This is a genomic window from Streptomyces sp. MB09-01 (genome assembly GCF_033794505.1).
GTDB lineage: Bacteria > Actinomycetota > Actinomycetes > Streptomycetales > Streptomycetaceae > Streptomyces.
The window spans coordinates 1-23,986 of record NZ_JARAYQ010000023.1 but is presented as its reverse complement, the minus strand read 5'-3'; the positions used below and the strand labels follow the sequence as shown (position 1 = coordinate 23,986).

21 protein-coding genes are annotated in these 23,986 nt (G+C 72.8%); 13 read left to right on the top strand and 8 right to left on the bottom strand.

Translation table 11 applies throughout. The features are described 5' to 3' along the window. Positions 1 to 260 precede the first annotated feature (260 nt). The 5 genes from PV721_RS07680 (at position 261) to gatB (ending at position 6,254) form a co-directional block, all read left to right on the top strand. Positions 261 to 2,441 carry a putative bifunctional diguanylate cyclase/phosphodiesterase gene (locus PV721_RS07680; protein WP_416371054.1) on the top strand — a complete coding sequence of 727 codons (2,181 nt, stop codon included), beginning with the start codon at positions 261 to 263 and terminating at the stop codon, positions 2,439 to 2,441. Positions 2,442 to 2,694: 253 nt separating this feature from the next. Beyond that, a complete protein-coding gene (gene gatC / locus PV721_RS07675) occupies positions 2,695 to 2,991 on the top strand; it encodes an Asp-tRNA(Asn)/Glu-tRNA(Gln) amidotransferase subunit GatC (RefSeq protein WP_030030671.1) in 297 nt (98 codons plus the stop codon). A gap of 5 nt (positions 2,992 to 2,996) precedes the next feature. Then, a complete protein-coding gene (gene gatA, locus PV721_RS07670; protein WP_319722073.1) occupies positions 2,997 to 4,490 on the top strand; it encodes an Asp-tRNA(Asn)/Glu-tRNA(Gln) amidotransferase subunit GatA in 1,494 nt (497 codons plus the stop codon). Positions 4,491 to 4,495: 5 nt separating this feature from the next. Next, complete coding sequence (locus PV721_RS07665; protein ID WP_319722110.1) at positions 4,496 to 4,729, top strand: hypothetical protein; 234 nt, start codon at positions 4,496 to 4,498, stop codon at positions 4,727 to 4,729. A 16-nt stretch (positions 4,730 to 4,745) separates the two neighbouring features. Continuing rightward, on the top strand, positions 4,746 to 6,254 hold the full coding sequence (gene gatB / locus PV721_RS07660) for an Asp-tRNA(Asn)/Glu-tRNA(Gln) amidotransferase subunit GatB (RefSeq protein ID WP_319722072.1): 1,509 nt from the start codon (positions 4,746 to 4,748) through the stop codon (positions 6,252 to 6,254). 85 nt (positions 6,255 to 6,339) lie between these two features. On the opposite strand, the gene PV721_RS07655 is transcribed toward gatB, so the two are convergent. Next, complete coding sequence (locus PV721_RS07655) at positions 6,340 to 8,214, bottom strand: protein kinase domain-containing protein (RefSeq protein WP_319722071.1); 1,875 nt, start codon at positions 8,212 to 8,214, stop codon at positions 6,340 to 6,342. Positions 8,215 to 8,384: 170 nt separating this feature from the next. Between PV721_RS07655 and PV721_RS07650 the strand changes: the two genes are divergently transcribed. Next, positions 8,385 to 9,251, top strand: a complete 867-nt coding sequence (locus PV721_RS07650; protein WP_319722070.1) for an alpha/beta fold hydrolase — start codon at positions 8,385 to 8,387, stop codon at positions 9,249 to 9,251. Here the strand turns inward: PV721_RS07650 and PV721_RS07645 are convergent. Continuing rightward, positions 9,217 to 9,828, bottom strand: coding sequence for a GNAT family N-acetyltransferase (locus PV721_RS07645; protein WP_319722069.1), 612 nt, complete (start codon positions 9,826 to 9,828; stop codon positions 9,217 to 9,219). The genes PV721_RS07650 and PV721_RS07645 overlap by 35 nt on opposite strands. Next, positions 9,825 to 11,954, bottom strand: coding sequence for a penicillin acylase family protein (locus PV721_RS07640; protein WP_416371053.1), 2,130 nt, complete (start codon positions 11,952 to 11,954; stop codon positions 9,825 to 9,827). Before PV721_RS07640 ends, PV721_RS07645 begins: the two co-directional genes overlap by 4 nt. A 75-nt stretch (positions 11,955 to 12,029) precedes the next feature. Between PV721_RS07640 and PV721_RS07635 the strand changes: the two genes are divergently transcribed. After that, positions 12,030 to 12,770 carry a siderophore-interacting protein gene (locus PV721_RS07635; protein WP_319722068.1) on the top strand — a complete coding sequence of 247 codons (741 nt, stop codon included), beginning with the start codon at positions 12,030 to 12,032 and terminating at the stop codon, positions 12,768 to 12,770. 51 nt (positions 12,771 to 12,821) lie between these two features. Here the strand turns inward: PV721_RS07635 and PV721_RS07630 are convergent, their stop codons facing one another. Together PV721_RS07630 and PV721_RS07625 are read right to left on the bottom strand one after the other, a co-directional pair. Further along, a complete protein-coding gene (locus PV721_RS07630) occupies positions 12,822 to 13,301 on the bottom strand; it encodes a DinB family protein (RefSeq protein ID WP_319722108.1) in 480 nt (159 codons plus the stop codon). A 145-nt stretch (positions 13,302 to 13,446) separates the two neighbouring features. Next, complete coding sequence (locus tag PV721_RS07625) at positions 13,447 to 14,250, bottom strand: GNAT family N-acetyltransferase (RefSeq protein ID WP_319722067.1); 804 nt, start codon at positions 14,248 to 14,250, stop codon at positions 13,447 to 13,449. Between the two features lie 61 nt (positions 14,251 to 14,311). Here PV721_RS07625 and PV721_RS07620 point away from each other — a divergent pair, with 61 nt between their 5' ends. From PV721_RS07620 to PV721_RS07595, 6 genes are all read left to right on the top strand, one after another. Beyond that, entirely contained in the window at positions 14,312 to 14,707 is a 396-nt protein-coding gene (locus tag PV721_RS07620) for a signal peptidase I (RefSeq protein WP_319722066.1), read from the top strand. Positions 14,708 to 14,930: 223 nt separating this feature from the next. Continuing rightward, positions 14,931 to 17,180, top strand: coding sequence for an MMPL family transporter (locus PV721_RS07615; protein ID WP_319722065.1), 2,250 nt, complete (start codon positions 14,931 to 14,933; stop codon positions 17,178 to 17,180). Between the two features lie 39 nt (positions 17,181 to 17,219). Then, a complete protein-coding gene (locus PV721_RS07610) occupies positions 17,220 to 17,774 on the top strand; it encodes a GNAT family protein (protein ID WP_319722064.1) in 555 nt (184 codons plus the stop codon). Positions 17,775 to 17,883: 109 nt separating this feature from the next. Beyond that, the gene (locus PV721_RS07605; RefSeq protein ID WP_319722063.1) at positions 17,884 to 18,459 is read left to right on the top strand and encodes a hypothetical protein; all 576 of its coding nucleotides are present in this window, start codon (positions 17,884 to 17,886) and stop codon (positions 18,457 to 18,459) included. Positions 18,460 to 18,626: 167 nt separating this feature from the next. Continuing rightward, positions 18,627 to 18,818: a hypothetical protein gene (locus PV721_RS07600; RefSeq protein ID WP_319722062.1), complete on the top strand. Its 192-nt coding sequence runs from the start codon at positions 18,627 to 18,629 to the stop codon at positions 18,816 to 18,818. A 59-nt stretch (positions 18,819 to 18,877) separates the two neighbouring features. Continuing rightward, positions 18,878 to 21,946, top strand: a complete 3,069-nt coding sequence (locus tag PV721_RS07595) for a helix-turn-helix transcriptional regulator (protein ID WP_416371056.1) — start codon at positions 18,878 to 18,880, stop codon at positions 21,944 to 21,946. On the opposite strand, the gene PV721_RS07590 is transcribed toward PV721_RS07595, so the two are convergent. The 3 genes from PV721_RS07590 to PV721_RS07580 form a co-directional block, all read right to left on the bottom strand. Then, positions 21,909 to 22,079, bottom strand: coding sequence for a DUF6191 domain-containing protein (locus PV721_RS07590; RefSeq protein ID WP_319722107.1), 171 nt, complete (start codon positions 22,077 to 22,079; stop codon positions 21,909 to 21,911). The two genes, PV721_RS07595 and PV721_RS07590, sit on opposite strands and share 38 nt — an antisense overlap. 51 nt (positions 22,080 to 22,130) lie before the next feature. Beyond that, complete coding sequence (locus tag PV721_RS07585; RefSeq protein WP_319722060.1) at positions 22,131 to 23,366, bottom strand: PQQ-dependent sugar dehydrogenase; 1,236 nt, start codon at positions 23,364 to 23,366, stop codon at positions 22,131 to 22,133. A gap of 106 nt (positions 23,367 to 23,472) precedes the next feature. Then, positions 23,473 to 23,986 (bottom strand): aldo/keto reductase (locus tag PV721_RS07580; RefSeq protein WP_319722059.1); only part of this gene is annotated, 514 nt, incomplete at its 5' end.

Sequence of the window (23,986 nt, the reverse complement as noted above, 5' to 3'; positions counted from 1 at the left end):
GGCGGTGACCTGTCGGATCATCGGATGGGTGACGTGGGGGGCCCGGTCCAAACTCACCCGTTCGGCGGATACCGTACTGATGAGGATGGCTGGGTCGCATTCGGGCAACCACTGCCGACCGCTGCCCCTGGGCGCCTCCCGCGTCCTACTGTTGAGGGGTGCGCCTGTCGTGCACGGCTGCAGGATGCGATCCGGCCGTGGTGGCATGACATCGGGGCCATCGCGTGACATCGGCATCGCCGGCTGTGAGAGGTACGGGCATGAAACCCACCGAAAGCGCCGACCCGTCACCTGAATTCGGCGGGGAACTCCCGTCCATGCGGGCGGGCAGGCTCGGTGTCCTGGGTGCCAGGACACCGGAGACCCGACCGATCGACACCGACGCGGGCGGACAGGGGCGGCGCGGCGTGCTGCCCTTCCTCGTCGTGGGCCTCTCGGTCGTGGCCCTCGGCGCCGGCATCGTGTCCGCGCTGAACGACCGTCATGCGCTGTTCCCCGGCGGGACGGTCGGCTGGGCGCTGGCCCTCCTCACCGGCATCATCGTCGGCCACCTGGTCGCACTGGGCCGTGACCGCTGGTGGGGCGGCACCGGATCCGGCGCCGCGCTCACCCTCGGCGTGCTCCTCCTCTACGGGTGGGTGCCCGCGGGACTCGTCTCCCTCGCAGTCGTCTCGCTGGTCGGGGCCGCGCGCCGGCACCGCTGGCGGCAGGGTCTGCTGCACGGCTCCGTGGACATCCTCGGCATCGGCGCGGGAGCCCTCGTACTCGCCGCCTTCGGGGTGGCGCCCTCCGTCGAGACCCCCTGGCTGCCCACGACCTGGGGGCTGGAGGCGGTCCCCGAGGTCGTCCTCGTCGCCGTCACCTACCTGCTCGTCACGCGCGTCCTGCTGTGGATCGCGCTGAACCCGCGCGGCGACGGCCTGCCGACGGTCGCCCGCACAGCCCTGCTCCGGCAGGCCTTAGTCGCCGTTGCACTGCTCGGCATCGCCCCCCTGATCTGCGTCGTCGCGGCCACCCAGCCGGTCCTGCTGCCGCTGTTCGCCGTACCGCTGATCGCACTGGACTCCACCCTGTGGATCGCCCGGGCGCGCGCCGAGGAGCAGCTGCGGGACCCGCTGACCGGGCTGCCGAACCGGCAGTGGCTGCTGGAGCGCGCCTGGTCCGCCCTGGACGAGGCTGAACGTTTGGGCACCCGGGCAGCTCTTGTGCTGATCGACCTGGACCGCTTCCGGGCGGTGAACGACACCCTCGGCCACCTGGCGGGCGACCGGCTGCTGCTCCAGATCGCCGACCGGCTGCGCCAGGCCCTGCCCGAGGAAGCCGAGGCGGCCCGGCTCGGCGGCGACGAGTTCGCCGTGCTGCTCCCCGTCACCGACTCCACCACCAGCGCCCAGCGGGTCGCCCGCCACCTGGTCGCGGAGCTCAGCTCCCCCCTCGACCTGGACGGCCTCACCCTCGTCCTGGAGGCCAGCGCCGGCCTCGCCGTCTTCCCCGACCACGCGCTGGACGCGGAGGGGCTGCTGCGGCGCGCGGACGTGGCGATGTACCAGGCCAAGCGCGACCGTACGGGCGTGGAGGTGTACGAGTCCAAGAGGGACAGCAACACCCCCGACCGCCTGGGCCTCCTCGGCGACCTCCGCAGGGCCCTGGACGCCGGCGAAGTGGAACTCCACTACCAGCCGAAGGTCCGCTTCGACGGCCAGGTGGCCGGGCTCGAAGCCCTGGTGCGCTGGGTGCACCCGGAACGCGGACGGGTGTCCCCGGACGAGTTCATCGCGATCGCCGAGACCTCCGGGCTGATGCCGCACCTGACGGAGTACGTACTGGAGACCGCCCTCGCCCAGGTGGCACGGTGGCGGGCGCAGGGCCTCAAGGTCCCCGTGGCGGTCAACGTCTCGCCGCGCGACGTGCACACCCCGGGCTTCGCGGGTGCGGTGGCCGCGCGACTGGCCCGGCACGGGGTCCCGGCGAGCGGGCTGCAGCTGGAGATAACGGAACACGTCCTGCTGGAAGATCCCCAGCGGGCGGCCGACACCATGGCCGGGCTCACCGGCCACGGCGTGAAGATGTCCCTGGACGACTTCGGAACGGGCTACTCCTCGCTGGTCCACCTGCGGCGGCTGCCGGTCAGCGAGCTGAAGATCGACCGCTCCTTCGTGGGCCGGCTGGCCGTCGACGCGCAGGACGCGGAGATCGTCCGCTGCACCGTGGACCTCGCCCACTCGCTCGGCCTGCTGGTCGTCGCCGAGGGCGTCGAGGACGACGAGACGTGGGAGCGGCTGCGGGACCTGGGCTGCGACGCGGTGCAGGGGTGGCTGGTCGCCGCCGCGATGCCGCCGCAGGAGGCCACCGCCTGGCTGCTGGCCCGCGGCGAACGCGGCTGGCGCCGCCCGGCCGACATCTCGGCCGAACTGGCCGCGGCCGAGGCCGACGCGGTCTGAGCGCGGGGCTGGATCTTCCAGCCCCTCCGGCGTTCGAGGAGCGGGGTGCGGGGTGGAGCCCCGGTCTTCGGCCCGCGCCGGCGATCGAGGCGCGGGTCCGGGGGCGCCCGGGAGGCTCCGCGCAGCGGCTCGCACAGCGGCTCGCGCAGCGAACCCGCGGCGGCCCGGGCCAAACCGTTTCACAGGCGGGGGGCCGGGCCCCATAGGATTGGGTGCGAAACCAAACATCCACCCACCCCCAGAGGATCGCTGCATGCCTGGCATTACGCGCGAGGAGGTCGTCCACCTCGCTCGGCTGGCGCGCCTTGAGCTGTCCAGCAACGAGCTGGATCACTTCGCCGGACAGCTCGACGACATCATCGGCGCGGTCGCCCGCGTTTCCGAGGTCGCCGACCAAGACGTCCCGCCGACCTCCCACCCGCTGCCGCTGACGAACGTCATGCGCGCGGACGAGGTCCGTCCGTCGCTCACCCCCGAGCAGGCGCTCTCCGGTGCTCCCGCCCAGGAGCAGCAGCGTTTCAAGGTGCCGCAGATCCTGGGGGAGGACTAACAGCCATGGTCGACATCATCAAGCTCACGGCCGCCGAGACCGCCGAGAAGATCGCCTCCGGCGAGCTCACGGCCGTCGAGGTGACCGAGGCCCACCTGGCCCGCATCGACGCCACCGACGAGAAGGTCAACGCCTTCCTGTTCGTGGACCGCGAGGGCGCCCTCGCGCAGGCCCGCGCCGTCGACGCCAAGCGCGAGCGCGGCGAGAAGCTCGGCCCGCTGGCCGGCGTCCCGCTCGCCCTCAAGGACATCTTCACCACCGTCGGGGTCCCGACCACCGTCGGTTCGAAGATCCTCGAAGGCTGGCTCCCGCCGTACGACGCCACCCTGACGCGCAAGCTGAAGGAAGCCGACGTCGTCATCCTCGGCAAGACCAACATGGACGAGTTCGCCATGGGGTCCTCCACCGAGAACAGCGCCTACGGCCCCACCGGCAACCCCTGGGACCTCACCCGGATCCCCGGCGGCTCCGGCGGCGGCTCCGCGGCGGCCCTCGCCGCCTTCCAGGCCCCGCTGGCCATCGGCACGGACACCGGCGGCTCCATCCGCCAGCCCGCCGCCGTCACCGGCACGGTCGGCGTGAAGCCCACGTACGGCGGCGTCTCCCGCTACGGCATGGTCGCCTTCTCCTCCTCCCTCGACCAGGGCGGGCCCTGCGCCCGTACGGTCCTGGACGCGGCGCTCCTCCACGAGGTCATCGCCGGCCACGACCCGATGGACTCCACCTCCATCGACGCCCCGGTCCCGCCGGTCGTCGAGGCCGCCCGCAACGGCTCGGTCGCCGGCATGCGCGTCGGCGTGGTCAAGCAGTTCGCCGGCGAGGGCTACCAGGCCGGCGTCGTCCAGCGCTTCAACGAGTCGGTGGAGCTCCTTAAGGAGCTCGGCGCCGAGATCGTCGAGCTGGACTGCCCGTCCTTCGACCTCGCGATGGCCGCGTACTACCTGATCGCGCCGTCCGAGTGCTCCTCGAACCTGGCCCGCTTCGACGCCATGCGCTACGGCCTGCGCGTCGGCGACGACGGCACCAAGTCCGCCGAGGACGTCACCGCCCTGACCCGCGAAGCCGGCTTCGGCGACGAGGTCAAGCGCCGCATCATCCTCGGCACGTACGCGCTCAGCTCCGGCTACTACGACGCGTACTACGGCTCCGCCCAGAAGGTCCGCACCCTCATCTCGAAGGACTTCGAGAAGTCCTTCGAGCAGGTCGACGTGATCGTCTCCCCGACGACCCCGACCACCGCCTTCCCGATCGGTGAGCGCACCGACGACCCGCTGGCGATGTACCTCGCGGACCTGTGCACCATCCCGACCAACCTGGCCGGCAACTCCGCCATGTCGCTCCCCTGCGGCCTGGCTCCGGAGGACGGTCTCCCGGTCGGGCTGCAGATCATCGCCCCGGCGATGAAGGACGACCGGCTCTACAAGGTCGGTGCCGCCGTCGAGGCCGCCTTCGTCGCACGCTGGGGTCACCCGCTGCTCGAGGAGGCTCCGTCGCTGTGAGTGCCATGGCAAAGAAGGCCAAGAACTTCAAGAAGTCGAAAACCGGCGTCTACGTCTCGCTGGCCACCACCGCGTTCGGCGCCGTGAGCGTTGCCAAGCAGGCCAAGCTTGCCCGCAGCGACGGCGACGTGCTGCGGCTGATCGACGCCGCCGTGTCCGCCGCCGCCATCGTCACCGGCCTCGCGATCCTGTACCGCGAGCTGAAGCGCCTGGGCGACGACGACGTCCTGCTGGGCTGAGAGGGAAAGTTTCACCGTGACCTTCACCGAACTGCTGTCGTACGAGGACGCTCTCGCCTCGTTCGACCCCGTCATGGGCCTCGAGGTCCATGTCGAGCTCGGCACCAAGACGAAGATGTTCTGCGGCTGCTCCACGGAGCTGGGCGCCGAGCCCAACTCGCAGACGTGCCCGACCTGCCTCGGCCTGCCCGGCTCGCTCCCGGTCGTCAACGCGATCGGCATCGAGTCCGCCATCAAGATCGGCCTCGCGCTGAACTGCGAGATCGCCGAGTGGTGCCGCTTCGCCCGGAAGAACTACTTCTATCCGGACATGCCGAAGAACTTCCAGACCTCCCAGTACGACGAGCCCATCGCCTTCAACGGCTACCTGGACGTCCAGCTGGAGGACGGCGAGATCTTCCGCGTGGAGATCGAGCGCGCCCACATGGAGGAGGACACCGGCAAGTCGCTGCACGTCGGCGGCGCCACCGGCCGCATCCACGGCGCGTCCCACTCCCTGCTGGACTACAACCGCGCCGGCATCCCGCTCATCGAGATCGTCACCAAGCCCATCGAGGGCGCGGGCGAGCGGGCCCCCGAGGTCGCCAAGGCGTACGTCGCCGAGCTGCGCGAGGTCATCAAGGCGCTCGGCGTCTCCGAGGCCCGCATGGACAAGGGCCAGATGCGCTGCGACGTGAACCTGTCGCTGCGCCCGACCCCCGAGTCCGAGTTCGGCACCCGCAGCGAGACCAAGAACGTCAACTCGCTGCGCTCCGTCGAGCGCGCCGCGCGCTTCGAGATCCAGCGCCACGCGGCCGTGCTGACCTCCGGCGGCACGATCGTGCAGGAGACCCGGCACTTCCACGAGGAGGACGGCTCCACCACGGCCGGCCGCATCAAGGACAACGCCGAGGACTACCGGTACTTCCCGGAGCCCGACCTGGTGCCCGTGGCCCCGGCCCGCGCATGGGTCGAGGAGCTGCGCGGCGGTCTGCCCGAGATGCCGCGCGTGCGCCGCAACCGGCTCCGCGAGGAGTGGGGCGTCAGCGAGCACGACATGCAGTCCATCCTCAACGCGGGCGCGGTGGACTCCATCGTCGCCACGATCGAGGCGGGTGCCGACTCGGCCGCCGCGCGCAAGTGGTGGATGGGCGAGCTGGCCCGCAACGCCAACGAGCAGGGCGTCGTGGTCGACGAGCTGCCGATCACCCCGGTCCAGGTGGCCCGGGTCGCGGCCCTGGTCGCCGACGGCTCGCTCAACGACAAGCTGGCCCGCAAGGTCCTCGAAGGCGTCCTCGCCGGCGAGGGCACCCCGGACGAGGTCGTCGAGAAGCGCGGCCTGAAGGTCGTCTCGGACGAGGGCGCGCTCGGCGCGGCCGTGGACGAGGCCATCGCCGGCAACGCGGCCATCGCGGACAAGATCCGTGGCGGCAAGATCGCCGCCGTCGGGGCCCTGGTCGGCGCGGTCATGAAGACCACCCGCGGCCAGGCCGACGCGGCGCGCGTCAAGGAGCTCATCCTGGAGCGCCTGGGCGTCTCCGAGTAGAGCCCGCAGGCCACAAGGGGGCGGCCCCGCACCGGACTCCGGTGCGGGGCCGCCCTCTTTTCCCGGCCGGCATCCGGCCGCGGGGTCAGCGCGTCAGCTGCGGGGCGGCGATGACCACCTTGCCCGTGTCGCAGCCCGCGTCCACCTTGATGCGCAGCCGCAGGGCTCCGTTCACCTCCACCCTCTTGGTGATCGGCTTGCCGAGCGCGACGAGTTCGGAGAAGGCGGCCGGCTGGCCGTCGAGCGAGATGCTGACGCGCCCCTTCTCGTTGGTGGAGCCGTCGTCGACCCCGGCCGTGAAGTCCAGGAACTTCCACTCGCGGTTGAGGTCGAACTCCGCGATCGCGTCGCCGTTGCAGCCCAGGTCGGCGATGAACGCCGCGCCGTACTGCTTGGTGTTGATCTTCGCCGCCCCGACCGCGAACTCACCCAGTCCGTTCACGGGGTTCATGACGGTCAGATCGGCCGCGTTGACGCCGGGCGCGGTGCCGTTGGCGGGCTTCGACGCGCTGGCGGTGGGCTCCACGAGGGCGTCACCCGTGGCCGAAGGGCTGTCGGGCGTCGGCGTCGGTGTCGCGTCCGCCGAGGACGGCTGCCTGCTGGAGGCGGCGGCTGCCGGCCCGTCCGCGCCCGAGGCCCGTCCCGTTTCCCGGTCCTTGTCCTTCAGGAGCTGTACGCCGGCCACCGCGAGGGCGGCCAGCACCAGGACCGCGGCCACCGAGCCCAGGACCAGGCCGGTCCGCCGCTTCTTGGGACGCGCCGGCTGCGGGGCCGGCGCCGGTGCCGGGCTCAGGTTGTACGTCGGCCCGTACCCGGCGGGCACGGGCGCCGGGACGGCCTCCGGGGCCGGCTCCGTCTCCGGGGCGGTGGCCCCGAGCGGCACGACGGCCGGCGCGGGGACCGGCTCCGGGGGCGCTGCTGCCGGAGCCTCCTGCGCGGTCGGGGTGTACGCGGGCGGCGCAGCCAGCGGCGGCGGGGTCGCGGGCTGCGGCGGGACCACCGGCGGCGGCGGAGCGGCCGGACGCGGCGGCCGGGTGTTCTGGACGGCCCGCTGCGAGGTGGAGGTGGTCGTGGACACCACGGCGTGGCGGACGTCCTTCATCCAGCCGGCCAGGTTCACCGGCCGCTTCCCCGGGTCGGCCGCGTAGATCGACGCGATCCGCGCCCGCTGCTCGGCGTCCAGCACGGCGATCTGCGGCAGGGCCGTCAGTGCGTGCGCCAGCTGCTCCGGGGTGGCGGGCGGCGACTGCCCGCTCAGCAGGAAGTAGGCGATCGCCCCGAAGGCGTACCGGTCCGTGCCCGGCGTCCGCTTGCCGTCGAAGACCTCGGGCGCCGCGTAGCCCGGGGTGAACCAGACCTCCGCCGTCTGGTGGTCGGCGGTCAGCTTGCTCAGGCCGAAGTCCACGAGCGTGGCCTGCCCGTGGGCGTCGACCATCACGTTGCCGGGGGAGAGGTCGCCGTGGATGACCTGGCGCCCGGACGGGGTGGCCTTCCCCGAGTGCAGCCAGTCCAGGACGTCGGCCAGCTGCTCCAGGGTGCGCATCACCTCGCGCCGCTCGGCGGCGGTGGCGAGCGTCCGCTCGGCCCGCCAGTCCCGCAGGTCCAGGCCGTCGACGTGGTTCATCACGAGGACGAGCGCCCGCCCGGTCAGGGTCGAGGACTCCCCGGGCCGGTGGATCGGCGGCCCCTCGAAGTGCTCACGTACGCCCACGACGCCGGGCCGGTGCACGAAGCGCAGCAGTTCGGCCTGCTCGTTCCACTTCTGGCTGATGCGGTCGAAGACGTCGGGCGTGATGGTCGTCTTGGAGTCGAGCACCTTGACGACCACGGGCTCGGATCCGCCGGCGAGCTCGATCTCCGCGAGATAGAGCACGGCCTCCCCGCCACGCCCGATGGACCGGAGCAGGCGGTACCGGTCAGCCGCCGAGTCCGGTCCGATGTGCAGGTTCTGACTGGTCAATGTCCCCCACCTCAACGCACTTTGAGAGGGCATCAGCTTCCCGGGGCGAGGCGTGCGGGGTCAATGGGAATCGGGATCTCCGCTGGGGCCCCTCTTTCTGTAGCGATCGTTAAGGCGTTCGGGTAACGTTCTTTCTGTAGTGATCGTTACGGAAATCAGGGGGTACAGCCATGTCCGTCACCAGCACCAGCACCAGCGCCAGCACCAGCACCAGCGCCAGCGCCAGCGCCAGCACCAGCACCAGCACCGGCACCGGCACCGCATACGCCCGCACGGTCCGCAAGGAGAGCGGCGGGCCGGGACTCCTCCTCGCCCACGGCGCCGGAGGTTCGGTGGAGTCGAACTTCGGTCCGCTCCTGGACGCCCTCGCCGCCGCGCACAGCGTCGTCGCCGTCGACTACCCGGGCGCCGGCGCCACCCCGCAGGCCGCCGGACCGCTCGAACTCGACGAGCTGGCCGACCAGTTGGTCGCCGCCGCCGACGCCGAGGGCCTGGAGCGCTTCGCCCTCCTCGGCTACTCGCTCGGCGGCAATGTCGCCGTACGGGTCGCCGCGCGCCACCCCGAGCGGGTCACGGCGCTCGTGCTCACCGCGAGCTTCGCGCGGGCCGACCACGCCTTCGGCCTCGTCGGCGAGCTGTGGTCCGGGCTGGCCCGGCTCGCGGAGGACGAGCTGCTCGCGCGGTTCCTCGTACCGCTCCTGCTCAGCGCGGAGCAGCTGGAGGCGCTGAGCCCCGAGCAGCTGGAGGAGGTCGTACGGGGGACCGCGGTGACCCTGCAGCCCGGGGGCGGGGACCACGCCGCGCTGATCAAGGGGACCGACCTGCGGGCCGAGCTGGCCCGGATCGACGTACCGGCCCTCGTCATCGCGACGACCGGGGACCGGCTCGTACCCCTGGCGTCCCAGCGGGAACTGGCCGACGCGCTGCCGGGCGCACGGCTCGTGGAACTGCCCACAGGGCACCTTCCGTTCGCCGAGCGCCCGGCCGAATGGGCGGCTCTGGTCAGTGAGTTCCTGACGCGGTACCCGGGGCGGTGAAGAACGCCAGGCGGGCCTGCTTGGCGGGGAGGTAGACCTCGGGCAGGTCGATCTCCGGGAGTTCGACCTCCGGTCCCAGCGTGAACCCGGTGCGCTCCATGAGGGCGATGGCCTTGACGTTGCGGGCGTCCGGTTCGACGACCACGCGGCGGGTGGCGCTGTCGGCGAACACGAACGAGATGAACGCGGTCATCAGGGCCGCGGTGAAGCCGTGCTGGACCCCGCCGACGGCCGGGCCGATCAGCAGGTGCGCGCCGACGTCCCCGGGCTGGACCTCGTAGCACTCGCTGACCCGGTCCTCGGCGCAGTCGTACGTCTGGAAGAGCGCGACCCGCTCGCCGTCACGGCTGACCATGAACGCGTGGTGGGTGGTGCGCCGGTCGACGTCCTCGTAGATCTCCTGGACCAGCTCGCGGCTGGCCTCGCCCATGCCCCAGAAGCGGGCCCGCTCCTGCGTGACCCAGCTGTGGATCAGGGCGGAGTCGGCGGCCGGGTCGACGGGGGTGAAGACGACGGTGCCGAAGCCCTCGACGTGCTCGGTGTGAACGGGCTGTCTGACGGAGACGGGGGAGGTCATATCGATTCCTTGGTGAGCCGGGTCCAGTCGGTGACGACGGGGACGAGTGCGCAGTCAGCCCACAGCGGGAGCTGATCGCGGTGGTGGGGTGAGCCGGTGACGCCGTCCGCACCGAGCGGGACGGCCCAGAGGCTGTCCTCGCGGCGGGCGAGGTCCCAGACGTAACGGGCCGCCGATGCGCGGGCGGTGCGGTCGGTGAAGCCCGGGACGGAGGAGGTGGCGTTCACGCAGTCGTGGTCGCCGCCGAGCCCGGGCCAGTCCGTGGCCTCCTGGTCGGGCAGCGCCTGCCAGGGGGTGAGGCGGTGCACCTGCGACCAGGGGGCGTCGGGGGCGCCGGCGGCGGCCGTCTCCTCCAGGGCGGCACGGACGTGCGCCGCCCGGTCGAGGCCGGGGACGAGGGAGGTGGTGAGCAGGCCTTCGAGGGCGTAGCCGATGCGGGGGACCAGGTACAGCCAGGGGTGGAACACGTCCGGGCCGGTCGGCGCCCCCCACAGCTCCGCGAAGACGGGGTCGGCGGCGAACCGGCGTACGGTCGCGGTCCGGAAGGCCGAGAAGACGGTGGCGTCGGTGCTGTCGGCCGCCATGTGCCGGTCCCAGGCCAGCAGCCGCTCGCGCAGGGCCTGCGCCGCCGGGGTCAGGTCCTCGAAGCCGGGCAGCAGGGCGAGCAGGGGCGCGGCCGAGGCCAGGTGCGTGTCCCGGTGTACGTCGGCCATCGCCTTCGGGGACCAGTCCGCGGAGCCGCTGAGCAGCTCGCGGATGCGGTCGGCGCGGTGCGGGGGCGCGAACTCCACGCCGAGCGGGGAGGCGATCCCGCGCGCGTTGGCCATCACGGCGAAGCCCTGAACGGGCTCGGCGGGGGTCGCGGCCCAGCCCTGCCAGGCGTGCCCGGGCTCCCAGGCGGGCACGGGGCGCAACCGGTTGGTGCGGTGGCGCAGCGGCACGGCGCCCGCGACGCGGTGCAGCAGCCCGCCCTCGGTGTCGGCGGCGTGCACGACGTTGACCGGCTCGGCCCAGCCGTCGAGGGCGCGGTCGATGTCGGCGACCGTGCGGGCGCGCAGGAGGGCGGGGAGGGCGGCGAAGCCGAGGTCCCGGCGGACCCGGGGCGGGTAGCGGAGGGAGAGGGTCTGCGTGCTGCCTTCGGCGTGCGCGTCGGCCCCGGTGTCCCCGTCCGCGTGGATGATCACGGGACCGCGGGCGGTCTCCAGGATCTCCACCTCGACGTCCTCGCCGCCGGCCACGGTGATGGTCTCGGTGTGGCGGGCGACGGGCTCCCACGCGCCGTCCGGGCCGAGTGCCTCGACGGCGGATCCGGCGCCGCGGCGCAACTGCTCGACGTACAGGTCCTGGTAGTCGGCCATCGCGTTGGTGATGGCCCAGGCGGCGGTGCCGGTGTGGCCGAAGTGGGCGAGGCCGGGGACGCCGGGGACGGCCAGGCCGAGGACGTCGTAGTCCGGGCAGGAGAGACGTATCTGCTGGTAGACGCCCGGGTCCTCGATGAACCGGTGCGGGTCGCCCGCGATGATCGCCGAACCGGTGGTGGTGCGGTCGCCCGGCACCAGCCAGCCGTTGCTGCCGGCGGTGCCGGGGCCGTCGGTGGCGAAGAGGGTGACCGCCTCGTCGCCGAGGGCGCGGGCCACGCGTTCGCGCCACAGCTTGGTGGCGAAGCCGGCGAACAGGATGTGCGTGGCGATCCAGATGGCGAGCGGCACCCACGGCTCCCAAGGGGCGGGGGTGAGGCCGGTGCGGGCGAAGCGCTCGTCGCGGGCGGCTCCGGCGGCGAGCCCGTCGTTGACGCCGTCCACGTACGCGCGGACCCAGGCGGCGGTGGCGGGATCATCGGCTTCCAGCGCCTCGTAGCAGAGGCGGGCGGTGTCGGCGAGCCGGCACTGGCGGGCGAAGCGGTCCCAGCCGACGGAGTCCGCGCCGAGGAAGGAGGCGCTGGAGCCCTGGGCGCGGTGCCGTTCGACCTCCAGCTGCCACGCGCGGTCGAAGGCCGTGACACGGCCCTGGGCGTGGGCGAGCCGGAGCTCGTCGGATGCGCGGAGGTGGGGTATGCCCCAGGGGTCGCGGAAGACCTCGTACGATTCGGAGGTCTCCGAGTCGTTCTCGCTGCTCACACTGCTCACGCTGCTCACACTCTTCCCAGGGTGCATTAGGTTAGGCTGCCCTAACTATAGACGCGTACAGGGGAGGGGCTGGACATGGCGGTCGGCAAGGGCTGGGAGGGCGTGGTCCTGAAGCTCATGCGGGGCAAGGACTTCACGTTCACGGTCACGGGGGCGGAAGACGTCACGGAGCACTACCGCCGGGTGTACTTCACCGACGGCGGCCTGCTGGCGGCCGCCGGCGAGTCGCTGCATCCGACGATGTGGGTGCGGGTCTGGTTCGAGGGCGCGGGCCGTCCGCACCAGCGGGCCTACACGCTGGTCGACCCGGATCCCGAAGCGGGCACGTTCTGCTTCGAGTTCGCCCTGCACGACGGGGTCGCCAGCGCCTGGGCGCGCGGCGCCGAGCCGGGTGACACCATCGAGGCCACCGTCCAGGGCACGGGATTCGCCGGCCCGGTCCCGTCCCCCGAGCGCCTGCTGGTCATAGGCGACCCGGCCTCCCTCCCGGCGATCAACTCGCTGCTCGACGCCTATCCGCAGACGCCGGCGACCCTCTGGTTCGAGACGCAGCACACCTCGGACGCGGAACTGCCGGTACGGGGGGACGCGGGCCTGCGCGACATCCGCCGCGTGCCGCGGGGCGGAGCGGCGCTGACCGACCGGGTCCGGGCCGAACTGCCGGAGCTGCTCGGGGACCCGGAGTCCGCGTACGTCTGGCTGGCCTGCGACACGGCGACGACGCGCGGCCTGACGGCGTACCTGCGCAAGGAACTCGCGCTGCCGAAGTACCGGGTGAACGGGCTCGGCTACTGGCGGCCGGGCGCGGGCGGCTGAGACACGGCACCGGGGCCGCGCGCCGGCACGCGCCCTAAGTGCCCTGGTGCCCTAGGCGCCCGTGGTGCCGTCGATCGCCTCGCGGAGGAAGTCGGCGTGGCCGTTGTGGCGGGCGTACTCATGGATGAGGTGCAGCATGACCAGGCGCAGCGAAGCCTCCTCCCGCCAGCTCGGCACGTACGCCTTCACGTCCAGGGACTCGGCGGCCGACTCGATCCGGCGGGCGTGCGCGACCTCGTCCCGCCAGGCGGTGAAGGCCTCGGTACGGCTGGAGCCGGAGGCGTCGTAGGCGGCCTGGAAGTCGTGGGTGTCCGACCACAGGTGCGGGAGGTCCTCGCCGCCCAGGACGCGACGGAACCAGTGCCGCTCGACCTCGGCCATGTGCCGGACCAGGCCCAGCAGGGACAGCGTGGACGGGGGCATCGAGCTCTGGCGCAACTGCTCGTCGGTGAGGCCCTCGCACTTCCAGGCGAGGGTGGCCCGGTGGTAGTCGAGGAAGGCTCGGAGGGTTTCGCGCTCGTTGCCGGTCAGGGGCGGGGCTGATGCGTTCCATGCGGGCGATCCTGCCCGTTGGCCCCGGGCCGGGGAAGCCCGTGGGGAAAGCGGACCACATGAGTCCCGCACGCGGGCGGGGGCACAGAGGTCAGGCGGTGCCGGCGGCCGTCCCCGTGGGGGGTCAGGCGGTGCCGGCGGCCGTCCACAGGTACGGCACCGTCACGCCCAGGGCCCCGAACCCCAGCCGTTCCAGGATCGGCCGGCTGTCGTCCGACGCGTCCACCTGGAGGTACGGGATGCCGCGCTCCGCCGCCAGGCGGGCGCGGTGGGCCACCAGCAGGCGGTAGATGCCGCGGCCGCGCCACTGCGCGAGCGTGCCGCCGCCCCAGAGGCCCGCGAAGGCCGTTCCCGGCCGCATCTCCATCCGGGCCGCGCTCACCGGGGTGTCGCCGGCCATCGCCAGCACCGCGGCGATGCACTCCGGCTCGTTCCGCACCTGGTCGAGCAGGTGCTCCCGGATCCGCGGCCGCTCGGTCCCGAAGGCACCCGCGTGGACCTCCATCATCAGGTCGACCCCGGCCTCGTCCGTCACCACCCGCAGCGTGATCCCCTCCGGCGGCTCCACCGGCAGCTGCGCCAGTTCGGCCGCCCGTCCCACCATCAGGGTCTCCGGCGGCTCCGGTACGAAGCCCGCCGCCCGCAGCCGTTCCCCGAGATCCGCCGGCCCGTCGTGGTCGTAGAGCTTCCACTCGAACTCGGGACATCCGCGTTCCGCGAAGAACGCCACCTGCGCGGCGATCTCCGCATCCGCGTTCTCCTCGTCGAGGTCCGACCAGAGAACGCCGTTCCACCCGAGCCCGGGCGCGCTCTGCCGTACGACCCGGCCCGCCCGCTCCACCCGGGCCTGCGCGCTGTCCGGCTGCGCCCCCTCGCGCACCTCGGCGTCGTAGCGGGCGCGCACCTTTAGAAGTTCATCGCGATCCATCGTCATCACTCCCAGCTCACCAGGGTCCGACCACCCGGCACAACTGCATTAGCCTCACCCCGTGAACGACGACTCCACCATCTACACCGGCAAGGCCACCCCCGATGCCGCCGCCGACCGCGGCTGGCTCCTGGGCCACTTCAAGGACCCCGCCGATCCCCGTCACAGCGAGGACGTGGAGATCAAATGGGGTGTCCACCCGAAGGGCGACGAACGGGAGCGGTGGGCGACCGCCGAGAAGCGCACCGCACTGCTGGTGCTGATCAGCGGACGGTTCCGGCTGGAGTTCCCGGGACGGACCGTCGTCCTCGCCGAGCAGGGGGACTACGTGCTCTGGGGCCGCGGCGTCGACCACTCCTGGTACGCGGAGGAGGACGCGGTGGTCCTCACCGTCCGCTGGCCGTCGATCCCCGGCTACCGAGTGGACGAGCCCGACGACCTGGCGGCCGCCCACTAGGCGGTCCCCGTGACGGAGGTCGCGCGCCTTCCCCGGCTCCCTGTGACGATGCACACGAAAGGGGCCAACGATCACGAAACGCTGAGATCGTGTAGGTGTAGACCGTCTGGGCCGAATCTCCGGGGCGATCCCCCGGGCACTCGGCCGCGTCTGCACGAGTTCATGCGTTCTTTGCGACGGGCCGCCTCCCGGTGAAGACCCGAACCATCAGGGAGCACGTCCGTTGGCAGTAATCGCACGCTGGTGCATGCGCCACCGTCTCCTCACCGTCCTGATCTGGCTGCTCGCGCTCGGCGGCACCGCTGCGGCCGCGGGCACCGCCGGATCGGCGTTCTCCAACGACTACGAGGTCCCCGGCACTGAATCGGGGAGGGCGAACGACCTCCTGCGCGAGGGCTTCCGCGGCCAGGGCGGCGACACCGACACCATCGTGTGGCGGGCCCCGGACCATCAGAGCGCGCGCACCCCGGACATCGAGCAGCGCATGACCCGGGCACTCGACGCCGTCGCCGCGCTCCCGGGCGTCGGATCCGTCGCCGGACCCTACGGCCCGGGCCCCGAGAGCGCCGCACGGATCAGCCCCGACGGGCGCACCGCCTATGCCGTGGTGACCTTCGACCAGCAGGCGGACTCCGTACCCAAGGCCCAGGCCAGAGCCGTCGTCGACGCGGCGAAGAACCCCGCCACCGAGGCCGGCGGCCTGCAGGTCGAACTGGGCGGCCGCGCCATCCAGCTCACCGAGGCCCCCACGGCACACCTCGCCGAGGTCATCGGCGTGGCCGTCGCGGCCCTGGTCCTCTTTTTTGCCTTCGGCTCGCTCGCCGCGAGCCTGCTGCCCATCGCGACCGCCCTGGTCAGCGTGGGCACCGCCTATTTCGGCATCACCCTCCTCGGGCACGCGATGCCCGTCGCCGACTTCGCGCCGATGCTCGGCACCCTTATCGGCCTCGGCGTCGGCATCGACTACGCCCTCTTCATCGTCACCCGGCACCGCAAGGGGCTCGCACGCGGCCTCCCCGTCGAGGAGGCGGCCGAGAACGCCGTCGCCACCACCGGCCGGGCCGTCGTCTTCGCCGGTGCCACCGTCTGCATCGCCCTGCTCGGCATGCTCGTGCTGAGGCTGAACTTCCTCAACGGCGTCGCGATAGCGGCCTCCGTGACGGTCGTCCTGACGGTCGCCGCCTCGGTCACCCTGCTGCCCGCCCTCCTCTCGTACATCGGCACGCGCGCCCTCTCGGGCCGCGAGCGCCGCAGACTCGCCGCCGAGGGCCCGCGGCCCGAGCAGACGTCCGGCTTCGCCGCACGCTGGTCCGTCTTCGTGGAACGCCACCCCAAGCTGCTCGGCCTCCTCGCCACCGCGGTCATGCTGGTGCTGGCCCTGCCCACCTTCTCCCTCCACCTGGGCACCTCCGACCAGGGCAACAACCCGGCCACCTCCACCACCCGCAAGGCCTACGACCTCTTGGCGGACGGGTTCGGTCCCGGCACGAACGGCCCGCTCACCGTCGTCGCCCGCCTGGACGGCGCCGGCGACCGGATCGCCGTCGAGCACCTGGCAGAGGCACTCCGTACGACGAAGGGCGTCGCCGCCACCGGCCCCGCCGTGCTCAACCGCAGCGGGGACACCGCCGCCCTGACCGTCGTACCGGACTCCGCCCCCCAGTCCCGGGCCACGAGCGACCTCGTCGACACCCTCCGCCAGGACGTCATCCCGCGCGCCGGACACGGCAACTCCATGGAGGTCCACGTCGGAGGCGTGACGGCGGCCTACGACGACTTCGCCGAGGTCATCATCGGCAAGCTGCCGCTCTTCGTCGGCGTGGTCGTCGCCCTCGGCTGCGTGCTCCTGCTGCTGGCCTTCCGCTCCATCGGCATCCCGGTGAAGGCGGCGGTCATGAACGTCGCCGCCGTCGCCTCCTCCTTCGGCATCGTGGTCGCGATCTTCCAGTGGGGCTGGGGGAGCGAGCTGCTGGGCCTGGGCAGCGCCGGCCCCATCGAACCCTTCCTCCCCGTGATCATGGTGTCCGTCCTCTTCGGACTGTCGATGGACTACCAGGTCTTCCTCGTCAGCCGGATGTACGAGGAGTGGCTGGACACCGGCGACAACCGGCGGGCCGTGCGCGTGGGCCTCGCCGAGACCAGCCGGGTCATCAACTCGGCGGCCGTGATCATGATCTCGGTCTTCCTCGCCTTCGTCCTCAGCGGCGACCGGATCATCGCGATGTTCGGCATCGCGCTCGCCGCGGCCGTGGCCCTCGACGCCTTCGTGCTGCGCACCCTCCTCGTCCCGGCCCTCATGCACATGCTCGGCGGCGCCAACTGGTGGCTGCCCGCCTGGCTCGACCGGCGGCTGCCCAAGATCAGCATCGAGCCCCCCGAATGCCGCACGCGTGCGAAACTTCCGGCACAGCGGACCTTCGCGGTCCCCGCCACGAGCGAGGACGGCGCCGAGCCCGCCACCACCTCCAGGTGATCCGGCCACCCGCCGCCCGAGACCCAAGGAAGAGCGAGCATGTTCTCGATAGACCTCGCCGACGACGCCCAGCTGTTCCCGCTGGAGGCCCGGCACGCCGAGGAGTTCTTCGCCCACATCGAACGCGGACGCGAGTTCATCGGCCAGTACGTCGGCTTCCCGGACCGGTCGCCCGACCTCGACTCCGCCAGGGCCTTCCTGGCCAAGTACGCGGTGAAGGCGGGGGAGGACGGCGCCCGGTTCTTCGGCATCCGGCTCGACGGCACCCTCGTGGGCGGGGTCCTCTTCCCGGCCTTCGACGCGGACGGCGGCAACTGTGAGATCGGCTGCTGGCTGGAGCCCGCCGCAGCCGGCCGGGGCCTGGTGACCAAGGCCTGCCAGGTGCTCATCGACTACGCCTTCGGCGAGCGCGGCATGCACCGCGTCGAGTGGCACGCCGCCACCGGCAACAAGAAGAGCCTCGCCGTGGCCGAGCGCCTCGGCATGACCCGCGAGGGCGTCATGCGGCAGAACTACCTGCACCGCGGCGTCCGCCAGGACACCGAGGTCTGGTCGCTCCTCGCCCACGAGTGGGCCGCGGCCCCACCGGCCTAGCTCGGATCGACCGGGCGCCGGCCCGGGCCCCGCAGACCGCGGGGCCCGCAGTGGCCACAACCTGCGGATTCTCAGAAAACTCTCAGACAGGGCGCCTACGGTGCCCCGCATGGACACCACGAAGACCCCCGCCGCGAACGCCACCGAGGCGGACGCCGCCCCGGTCGACCTCGCCAAGACCGAGGTCACCCAGCCCGCCGGGGCAGAAGCCGACTCCGTACCCACCGACGCGGCCCCGGAGGACGAGACCTTCGCCGACGAGGGGGACGAGGACGAGGCCGGGCAGCCGAGCCACGTCGGTTCCGCGGCCTTCGCGATCGTCGCCGCGGGGCTCGGCGTCGTCGCCCTCAGCGGCAGCTGGGTCGCCGGCATCGTGTCCGAGCGCGCGAGCATCGCCGCCCGGCTCGAGCTGAGCCAGGCCGCCGACGCCAACGCGCAGATCGCCGCGCAGTTCGTCGACCCGTGGCACACCACCGCGATGGTGAACGGCGTCTTCTCCGCCCTCGCCCTGATCATCGCCACCTTCGTGCTGGCCCTCCCCGCCTTCAGCACCCCCGAGCGCATCCTCCCCGCCTGGGTGCGGTCCGTCTCCTGGGCGGGCATCGGACTGGGCGCCCTCGGCGTACTCCTCTTCGTCCTCATGTACTTCGACCTCCTCCTCGCCATCCCGAAGGCGGCGGGCTAGGCACTGCCTTAGGCGAACTCGGCCCGGTCCGGGCAGCTCCGCGCCCGGACTAAGGCCCCCTGCCCCCGGCAGATGCGGCATGCGACCGATGTGCCGGTACCCCCTGGGACGCGAATCTTGGATCACACCGAACGAGGTGCCCGAGAAACGCCACCAGGGAGTACGAGATGTTCGAGTACGAGATCGCCGCCGGCGCCCGCACCGCAGACCTCCTGCGCGAGGCCGCCGCGTACCGCACGGTCCGGGACGCCGGGAAGGCGCGCCGCGCCTCCTTGCGAAGCCTTGAACCGCGAGGGTCGGTGAGAGCACTCCGGAGCCGCCTCGCCCGCACCGCGGGCCACGCACCCCGCCCCGTGTGAACCGATGCGTGATGAGAAGCGCACCGATATCGAGTGCCGCCGGCCCGGACGGCTGTGCGATGCTCGGCGACGTGGAGACCAGATCTGTCAGCCCGGTGTTCGTCGGCCGAGCCGACGAACTGGCCGTACTCACCGGCGCCCTGACCCGCGCCGCCGGCCAGGAGCCGCAGGCGATGCTCATCGGCGGTGAGGCCGGGGTCGGGAAGACCCGCCTCACCGAGGAGTTCATCTGCGCGGCAGAACGCCGCGGCGCCGTCGTCGCCGTCGGAGGCTGTGTGGAGATCGGGGCGGAGGGGCTTCCCTTCGCCCCCTTCTCGACCGCCCTGCGCGCCCTGCACCGCATGCTCCCCGAGGAACTGGCCGCCGCCACCGCAGGCCAGGAGGACGAACTCGCCCGGATCCTCCCCGAACTCGGCGACACCCCGCGCGGCCCGCACGACGAGGAGAGCACCGCCCGGCTCTTCGAACTGACGGCCCGGATGCTGGAGCGGCTCGCCGCCGACCGCACCGTCGTCCTCGTCCTGGAGGACCTGCACTGGGCGGACACCTCCACCCGGCACCTGCTCTCCTACCTCTTCCGCACCCTCGGCAGCGGCCGGCTCGTCATCGTCGCCACCTACCGCGCGGACGACGTCCACCGCCGCCACCCGCTGCGCCCCCTCCTCGCCGAACTCGACCGGCTCCGCACCGTCCACCGCATCGAACTGGCCCGTTTCAACCGGGCTGAGGTGCGCCGCCAGCTCGCCGGCATCCTCGCCGCGCAGCCCGACGAGGACTTCGTCGACTCCGTCTTCGACCGGTCCGACGGCAACGCCTTCTTCGTCGAGGAACTCGTCGCCTCCCGGGAGAGCGGCTGCGTCACCGGACTCACCGAATCCCTGCGCGACCTGCTCCTCGTCCGCGTCGAGGTCCTGCCCGACGAGACCCAGCGCCTGGTGCGGATCGTCGCCGAGGGCGGCTCCACCGTGGAGTACCCGCTGCTGCGCGCCGTCGCCGGGCTCACCGAGGACGAGCTGATCGAAGCGCTGAGGGCCGCGGTCGGGGCCAACATCCTGCTCGCCACCCCCGACGGCGACGGCTACCGCTTCCGGCACTCGCTGGTCCGCGAGGCCGTCAGCGACGACCTGCTGCCCGGCGAGCGGGCCCGGGTCAACCGCCGCTACGCCGAGGCCATGGAGGCCGACGATTCGCTGATCCGCTCCGGCGAGCGGGTCATCCGGCTGGCCAGCTACTGGTACCAGGCGAACGACCCCGCGAAGGCACTGCCCGCCGTACTGGCCGCTTCCGTGGCTGCCCGCCGCCGGCACGCCTACTCCGGACAGCTGCGCCTGCTGGAGCGGGCCATGGACCTGTGGGAAAGCGCCCCGGAGGAGGTCCGGGAGGCGCTCCGCCCGGCGGACTACACCGAGGTGTACCCGCCGTGCGGCTGCGGCGACTCGGCCGCCACCCCGCTCCAGCGGATCGACCTGCTGGCCGAGGCCACCGTCGCGGCACGCTACGGCGGAGAGCGCGAACGCGCCCTGAAGATCACGAAGACGGCGCTGCGCCTGCTGGAGGAGGAGCGCGACTCGCTGCGGGCCGCGTGGTTCTGGACCGAGCGCTCCCGGCTGGTCGCCAGCCTCGGCCGCGGCGACGGCTGGGAGGAGATAGCCAAGGCGCAGGACCTCGTCCGGGGGCTGCCCCCGTCGCAGGTGCACGCCGAGGTCCTGGTCCGGGCCGCGACCTGGGGCATGCTCCACCAGCCGGGCCCCGACAACCTCGCCGCCGCCGAACGCGCCGTCGAGTACGCGCGCATGCTCGGCGCCGAGGACACCGAGCTCAACGCCCGGATCACGGTCGGCTGCCTGCTCACCGACTCCGGCGACGGCTCGGCCGGACTCGCCGAGCTGCACGCGGTCAAGGAACGGGCCACGAAGCTCGGTCTCGCCAAGCTGGCAGGGCGCGCGCATGTCAATCTCACCTCTCAGTTGGAAAGCACGGGCCGGTCCCGCGAAGCCGTGGAACTGGGCGAACAAGGGGTCGAACTGGTCAGGAAGTACAGGCTGTTGGACAGCGAGGCCTGGGTCTGCGGAAACATGGCCGAGAGCCTCTACAGCCTCGGCCGCTGGGACGAGGCCGCCGAGGCGGCCCGGCGTACCCTGCTCGTCGGCCAGAGCGCGGCTCCGCGCGGCTCCGGCTCCGCGCGGCTGGCCTACCTGGCCCTGGCCCGTGGCGAGTTGACCGAGGCGGCGCACCAGCTCGCCGCCGCCCACGCCCACTTCGGCACCCACGACGTCCAGCCCCAGCACCGGATCCCGCTCTACCGCCTCGCGATCGGGCTCGCCGCGGGGGAGGGCCGGATCGCCGACGTGCGCGCCGAGACGGCCGCCGCCATCGCGTACGGCTTCCCGCTCGGCCAGCACCGCTACGCCTGGCCGCTGCTGCTCGCCGCCGCCTCCGCCGAGGCGGACGCCCGCGGCCTCCCGGCGGCCGACGCCGGCCGGGACTGCGCCGTCGGCGTGCTGCGCGCCGCCGCACGCTCCCTCGCCACCCCGGTCCCGCTGTGGACCGCCTACGCCGAGTACGTCCGGGCCGAGCTGCTCCGGGCCGAGGCCCGGGACACCCCCGCCGACTGGACCGCCGTCGAGGAGGCCGTCCGCCCGCTGGAGCGCCCGTACCTCCTGGCCCGGGCCCGCCACCGGCTCGCCGAGGCGCTGCTGGCCGCCGGCGGCGAACGGGAGCCAGCGGCCGCACTGCTGCGCGAGGCCTACGCCACCGCCGAGCGGATCGGTTCACGCCGGCTGCGCGAGGACCTGGCCCTGCTGGCCCAGCGCGCCCGGCTCCCGCTGACCGACGCCGCCGCGCCCACCGCTCCACCCGCCCCCGAGACCGGCCCGGCCGAGGCCCTCGGCCTGACCAGCCGCGAACGGGACGTACTGCGCTTGGTGGCGGCCGGCAGCACCAACCGCAAGATCGCCGAGGAGCTCTTCATCTCCCCGAAGACGGCGAGCGTGCACGTCTCGAACATCCTGGCGAAGCTGGGCGTCGCCGGCCGCGGCGAGGCGGCCGCCCTCGCCCACCGGCTGCGGCTCTTCGCCCCGCCCGTCCCGGTCAGCTCCCGTCCGGAGGCTGCTCGGCAAGGCGTATGAGCACGCTGCCGGATTCGAGGTCTATCGGCCCCCGTCCCGGATCGTTGTCATTGACATCGGTCCGGGACAGCTCCAGCCGCTTCTTCTCCTCGTTGGTGTGCTTGCGCCCCGGGTTGAACAGCTCTTCGATCATGTTGAACACCGCGCCCACCGTCCCTGTGGTCCCCTTCCGGGGACGTGCTGGTCACCGCACCGTCAGTGTCAGGATCCTGTCGTCGCCCGCCTCCGGCGACCCCCGGCCGTCCGTCTCGCTCGTGACCAGCAGCAACCGGTCCCCGCCGAGGGCCACCACCGTCCGCAGCCGGCCGTACTGCCCCTCCAGGAAGGCCTCGGGCTCCGCCACCGGCTCCGTGCCGGCCAGCGGTATGCGCCACAGCCGGCTGCCCTTCAGCCCGGCCATCCACACCGAACCCTCCGCCCAGGCGATCCCGCTCGGCGAGGCCTCGTCGGTCTTCCACACGGCCACCGGATCCCGGAAGCCGGGCTTGGCAGCCTTCCCCTCGGCCTCGGGCCAGCCGTAATTCGCGCCGGGCTCGATCAGATTCAGCTCGTCCCAGGTGTTCTGGCCGAACTCGGCCGCCCACAGCCGTTTGTCCTTGTCCCAGGCGAGGCCCTGCACATTACGGTGCCCGTAGGAGTAGACGACCGAATCCGCCTCCGGGTTGCCGTGCACCGGATCCCCGTCCGGGGTCATCCGCAGGATCTTGCCGCCCAAGGACTTCTTGTCCTGCGCGAGCCCCTTGTCCCCGGTCTCGCCCGTCCCCGCGTAGAGCATCTTGTCCGGGCCGAAGGCGATCCGGCCGCCGTTGTGCACGAAACCCTTGGGAATGCCCCGGAACACGGTGTCCGGTGCGCCCAGTTGCTGTCCGGCGGCTCTGTGCTCGTCGTACCGCAGCCGGGCGATGCGGTTGTCGGACTCGGTCGTGAAGTACACGTACACCAGCCGGTCCGAAGCGAAGGAGGGCGACAGCGCGAGGCCCATCAGCCCGCCCTCGCCGCCCGGGGCCACCCCCGGCACCTCACCGATCTGCGTCACCGTGCCCGAGCCCACCGCGACCCTGCTGATCGTCCCCTTGTCCCGCGAAGCGACCAGCAGGTCCCCGCCCGGCAGCTCGGCCACGCCCCACGGCGACTCCAGGCCCTTGGCGACCTCGCCGGTGACCGTCACCGCGCCCTTCGCCGGCGGCCCGGTGGCCTCCGGCGTGGCGGACGCACTGCCCGACGGCCCCGCCGATCCGGCGCCGGCCGGGGCCGTGCCCGGTGGAGAGCTCCCGCGCTCCGCCCCGGGGGCGCCGGCCGGCGAGCATCCCGCCGCCAGCAGGGCGCCGCACCCCGCCAGTGCCACCGCCGCCAGCGCGCCCCTGCGCCGCACGCCCGGCGCCTCGCACCCCACCTGCCCGGGAGAACTTCCGTATCGCATCGCCCTGCTCCCTTCCGGTCCCTCCGATCGTGCCCTTCACCCCTCTCAACAGCTCCGGCAGTTCCCGAAGTTCCACCACTCGTACACTCGATCGAGTGGTTGTCGGTCAGTCCCAGGCTCCCACCTCGACCGGCAGGGCCGCGATCTCGGCCAGGTCCCCGGCCGAGAGCCGCACCTCCGCCGCCCGCGCGTTCTCCGCCGCCCAGCGCGCCCGGCCGGCCCCCGGCACCGGCACCACCTGCGGCCCCTGCGCCAGCACCCACGCCAGGGCCACCTGCGCCGCCGTGACCTCCGCCCCGTGCCTGCGCGCCACCCGCCGCAGCCCCGCCACCAGCACCTGGTTCGACGCCATCGCCTCCGCCGTGAACCGCGGGTGCCGGGCCCGCACGTCCTGCGGCTCGAAGCCCTCACCCGGGGTGAGCGTCCCGGTGAGGAACCCGCTGCCCAGCGGCATCGCCGCCAGGAACCCCACCCCGCGCGCCGCACACCACGGCAGCAGCTGCCACGCCGCCTCCGGCGACCACACCGACAGCTCCGCCTGAACGGCGCTCACCGGGAACACCTGCTGCAGCCGCTCCAGGTGCCGCAGCGTCGTCCGGTACCCCCGGTCCCCGCGGCGC

Bases quoted from the DNA above. Each gene is read 5' to 3' on its own strand.
- PV721_RS07680 (WP_416371054.1), top strand. From the start codon at position 261: ATGAAACCCACCGAAAGCGCCGACCCGTCACCTGAATTCGGCGGGGAA.
- gatC (WP_030030671.1), top strand. From the start codon at position 2,695: ATGCCTGGCATTACGCGCGAGGAGGTCGTCCACCTCGCTCGGCTGGCG.
- gatA (WP_319722073.1), top strand. From the start codon at position 2,997: ATGGTCGACATCATCAAGCTCACGGCCGCCGAGACCGCCGAGAAGATC.
- PV721_RS07665 (WP_319722110.1), top strand. From the start codon at position 4,496: ATGGCAAAGAAGGCCAAGAACTTCAAGAAGTCGAAAACCGGCGTCTAC.
- PV721_RS07650 (WP_319722070.1), top strand. From the start codon at position 8,385: ATGTCCGTCACCAGCACCAGCACCAGCGCCAGCACCAGCACCAGCGCC.
- PV721_RS07645 (WP_319722069.1), bottom strand. From the start codon at position 9,828: ATGACCTCCCCCGTCTCCGTCAGACAGCCCGTTCACACCGAGCACGTC.
- PV721_RS07635 (WP_319722068.1), top strand. From the start codon at position 12,030: ATGGCGGTCGGCAAGGGCTGGGAGGGCGTGGTCCTGAAGCTCATGCGG.
- PV721_RS07625 (WP_319722067.1), bottom strand. From the start codon at position 14,250: ATGGATCGCGATGAACTTCTAAAGGTGCGCGCCCGCTACGACGCCGAG.
- PV721_RS07610 (WP_319722064.1), top strand. From the start codon at position 17,220: ATGTTCTCGATAGACCTCGCCGACGACGCCCAGCTGTTCCCGCTGGAG.
- PV721_RS07605 (WP_319722063.1), top strand. From the start codon at position 17,884: ATGGACACCACGAAGACCCCCGCCGCGAACGCCACCGAGGCGGACGCC.
- PV721_RS07600 (WP_319722062.1), top strand. From the start codon at position 18,627: ATGTTCGAGTACGAGATCGCCGCCGGCGCCCGCACCGCAGACCTCCTG.
- PV721_RS07595 (WP_416371056.1), top strand. From the start codon at position 18,878: ATGCTCGGCGACGTGGAGACCAGATCTGTCAGCCCGGTGTTCGTCGGC.
- PV721_RS07590 (WP_319722107.1), bottom strand. From the start codon at position 22,079: ATGATCGAAGAGCTGTTCAACCCGGGGCGCAAGCACACCAACGAGGAG.
- PV721_RS07585 (WP_319722060.1), bottom strand. From the start codon at position 23,366: ATGCGATACGGAAGTTCTCCCGGGCAGGTGGGGTGCGAGGCGCCGGGC.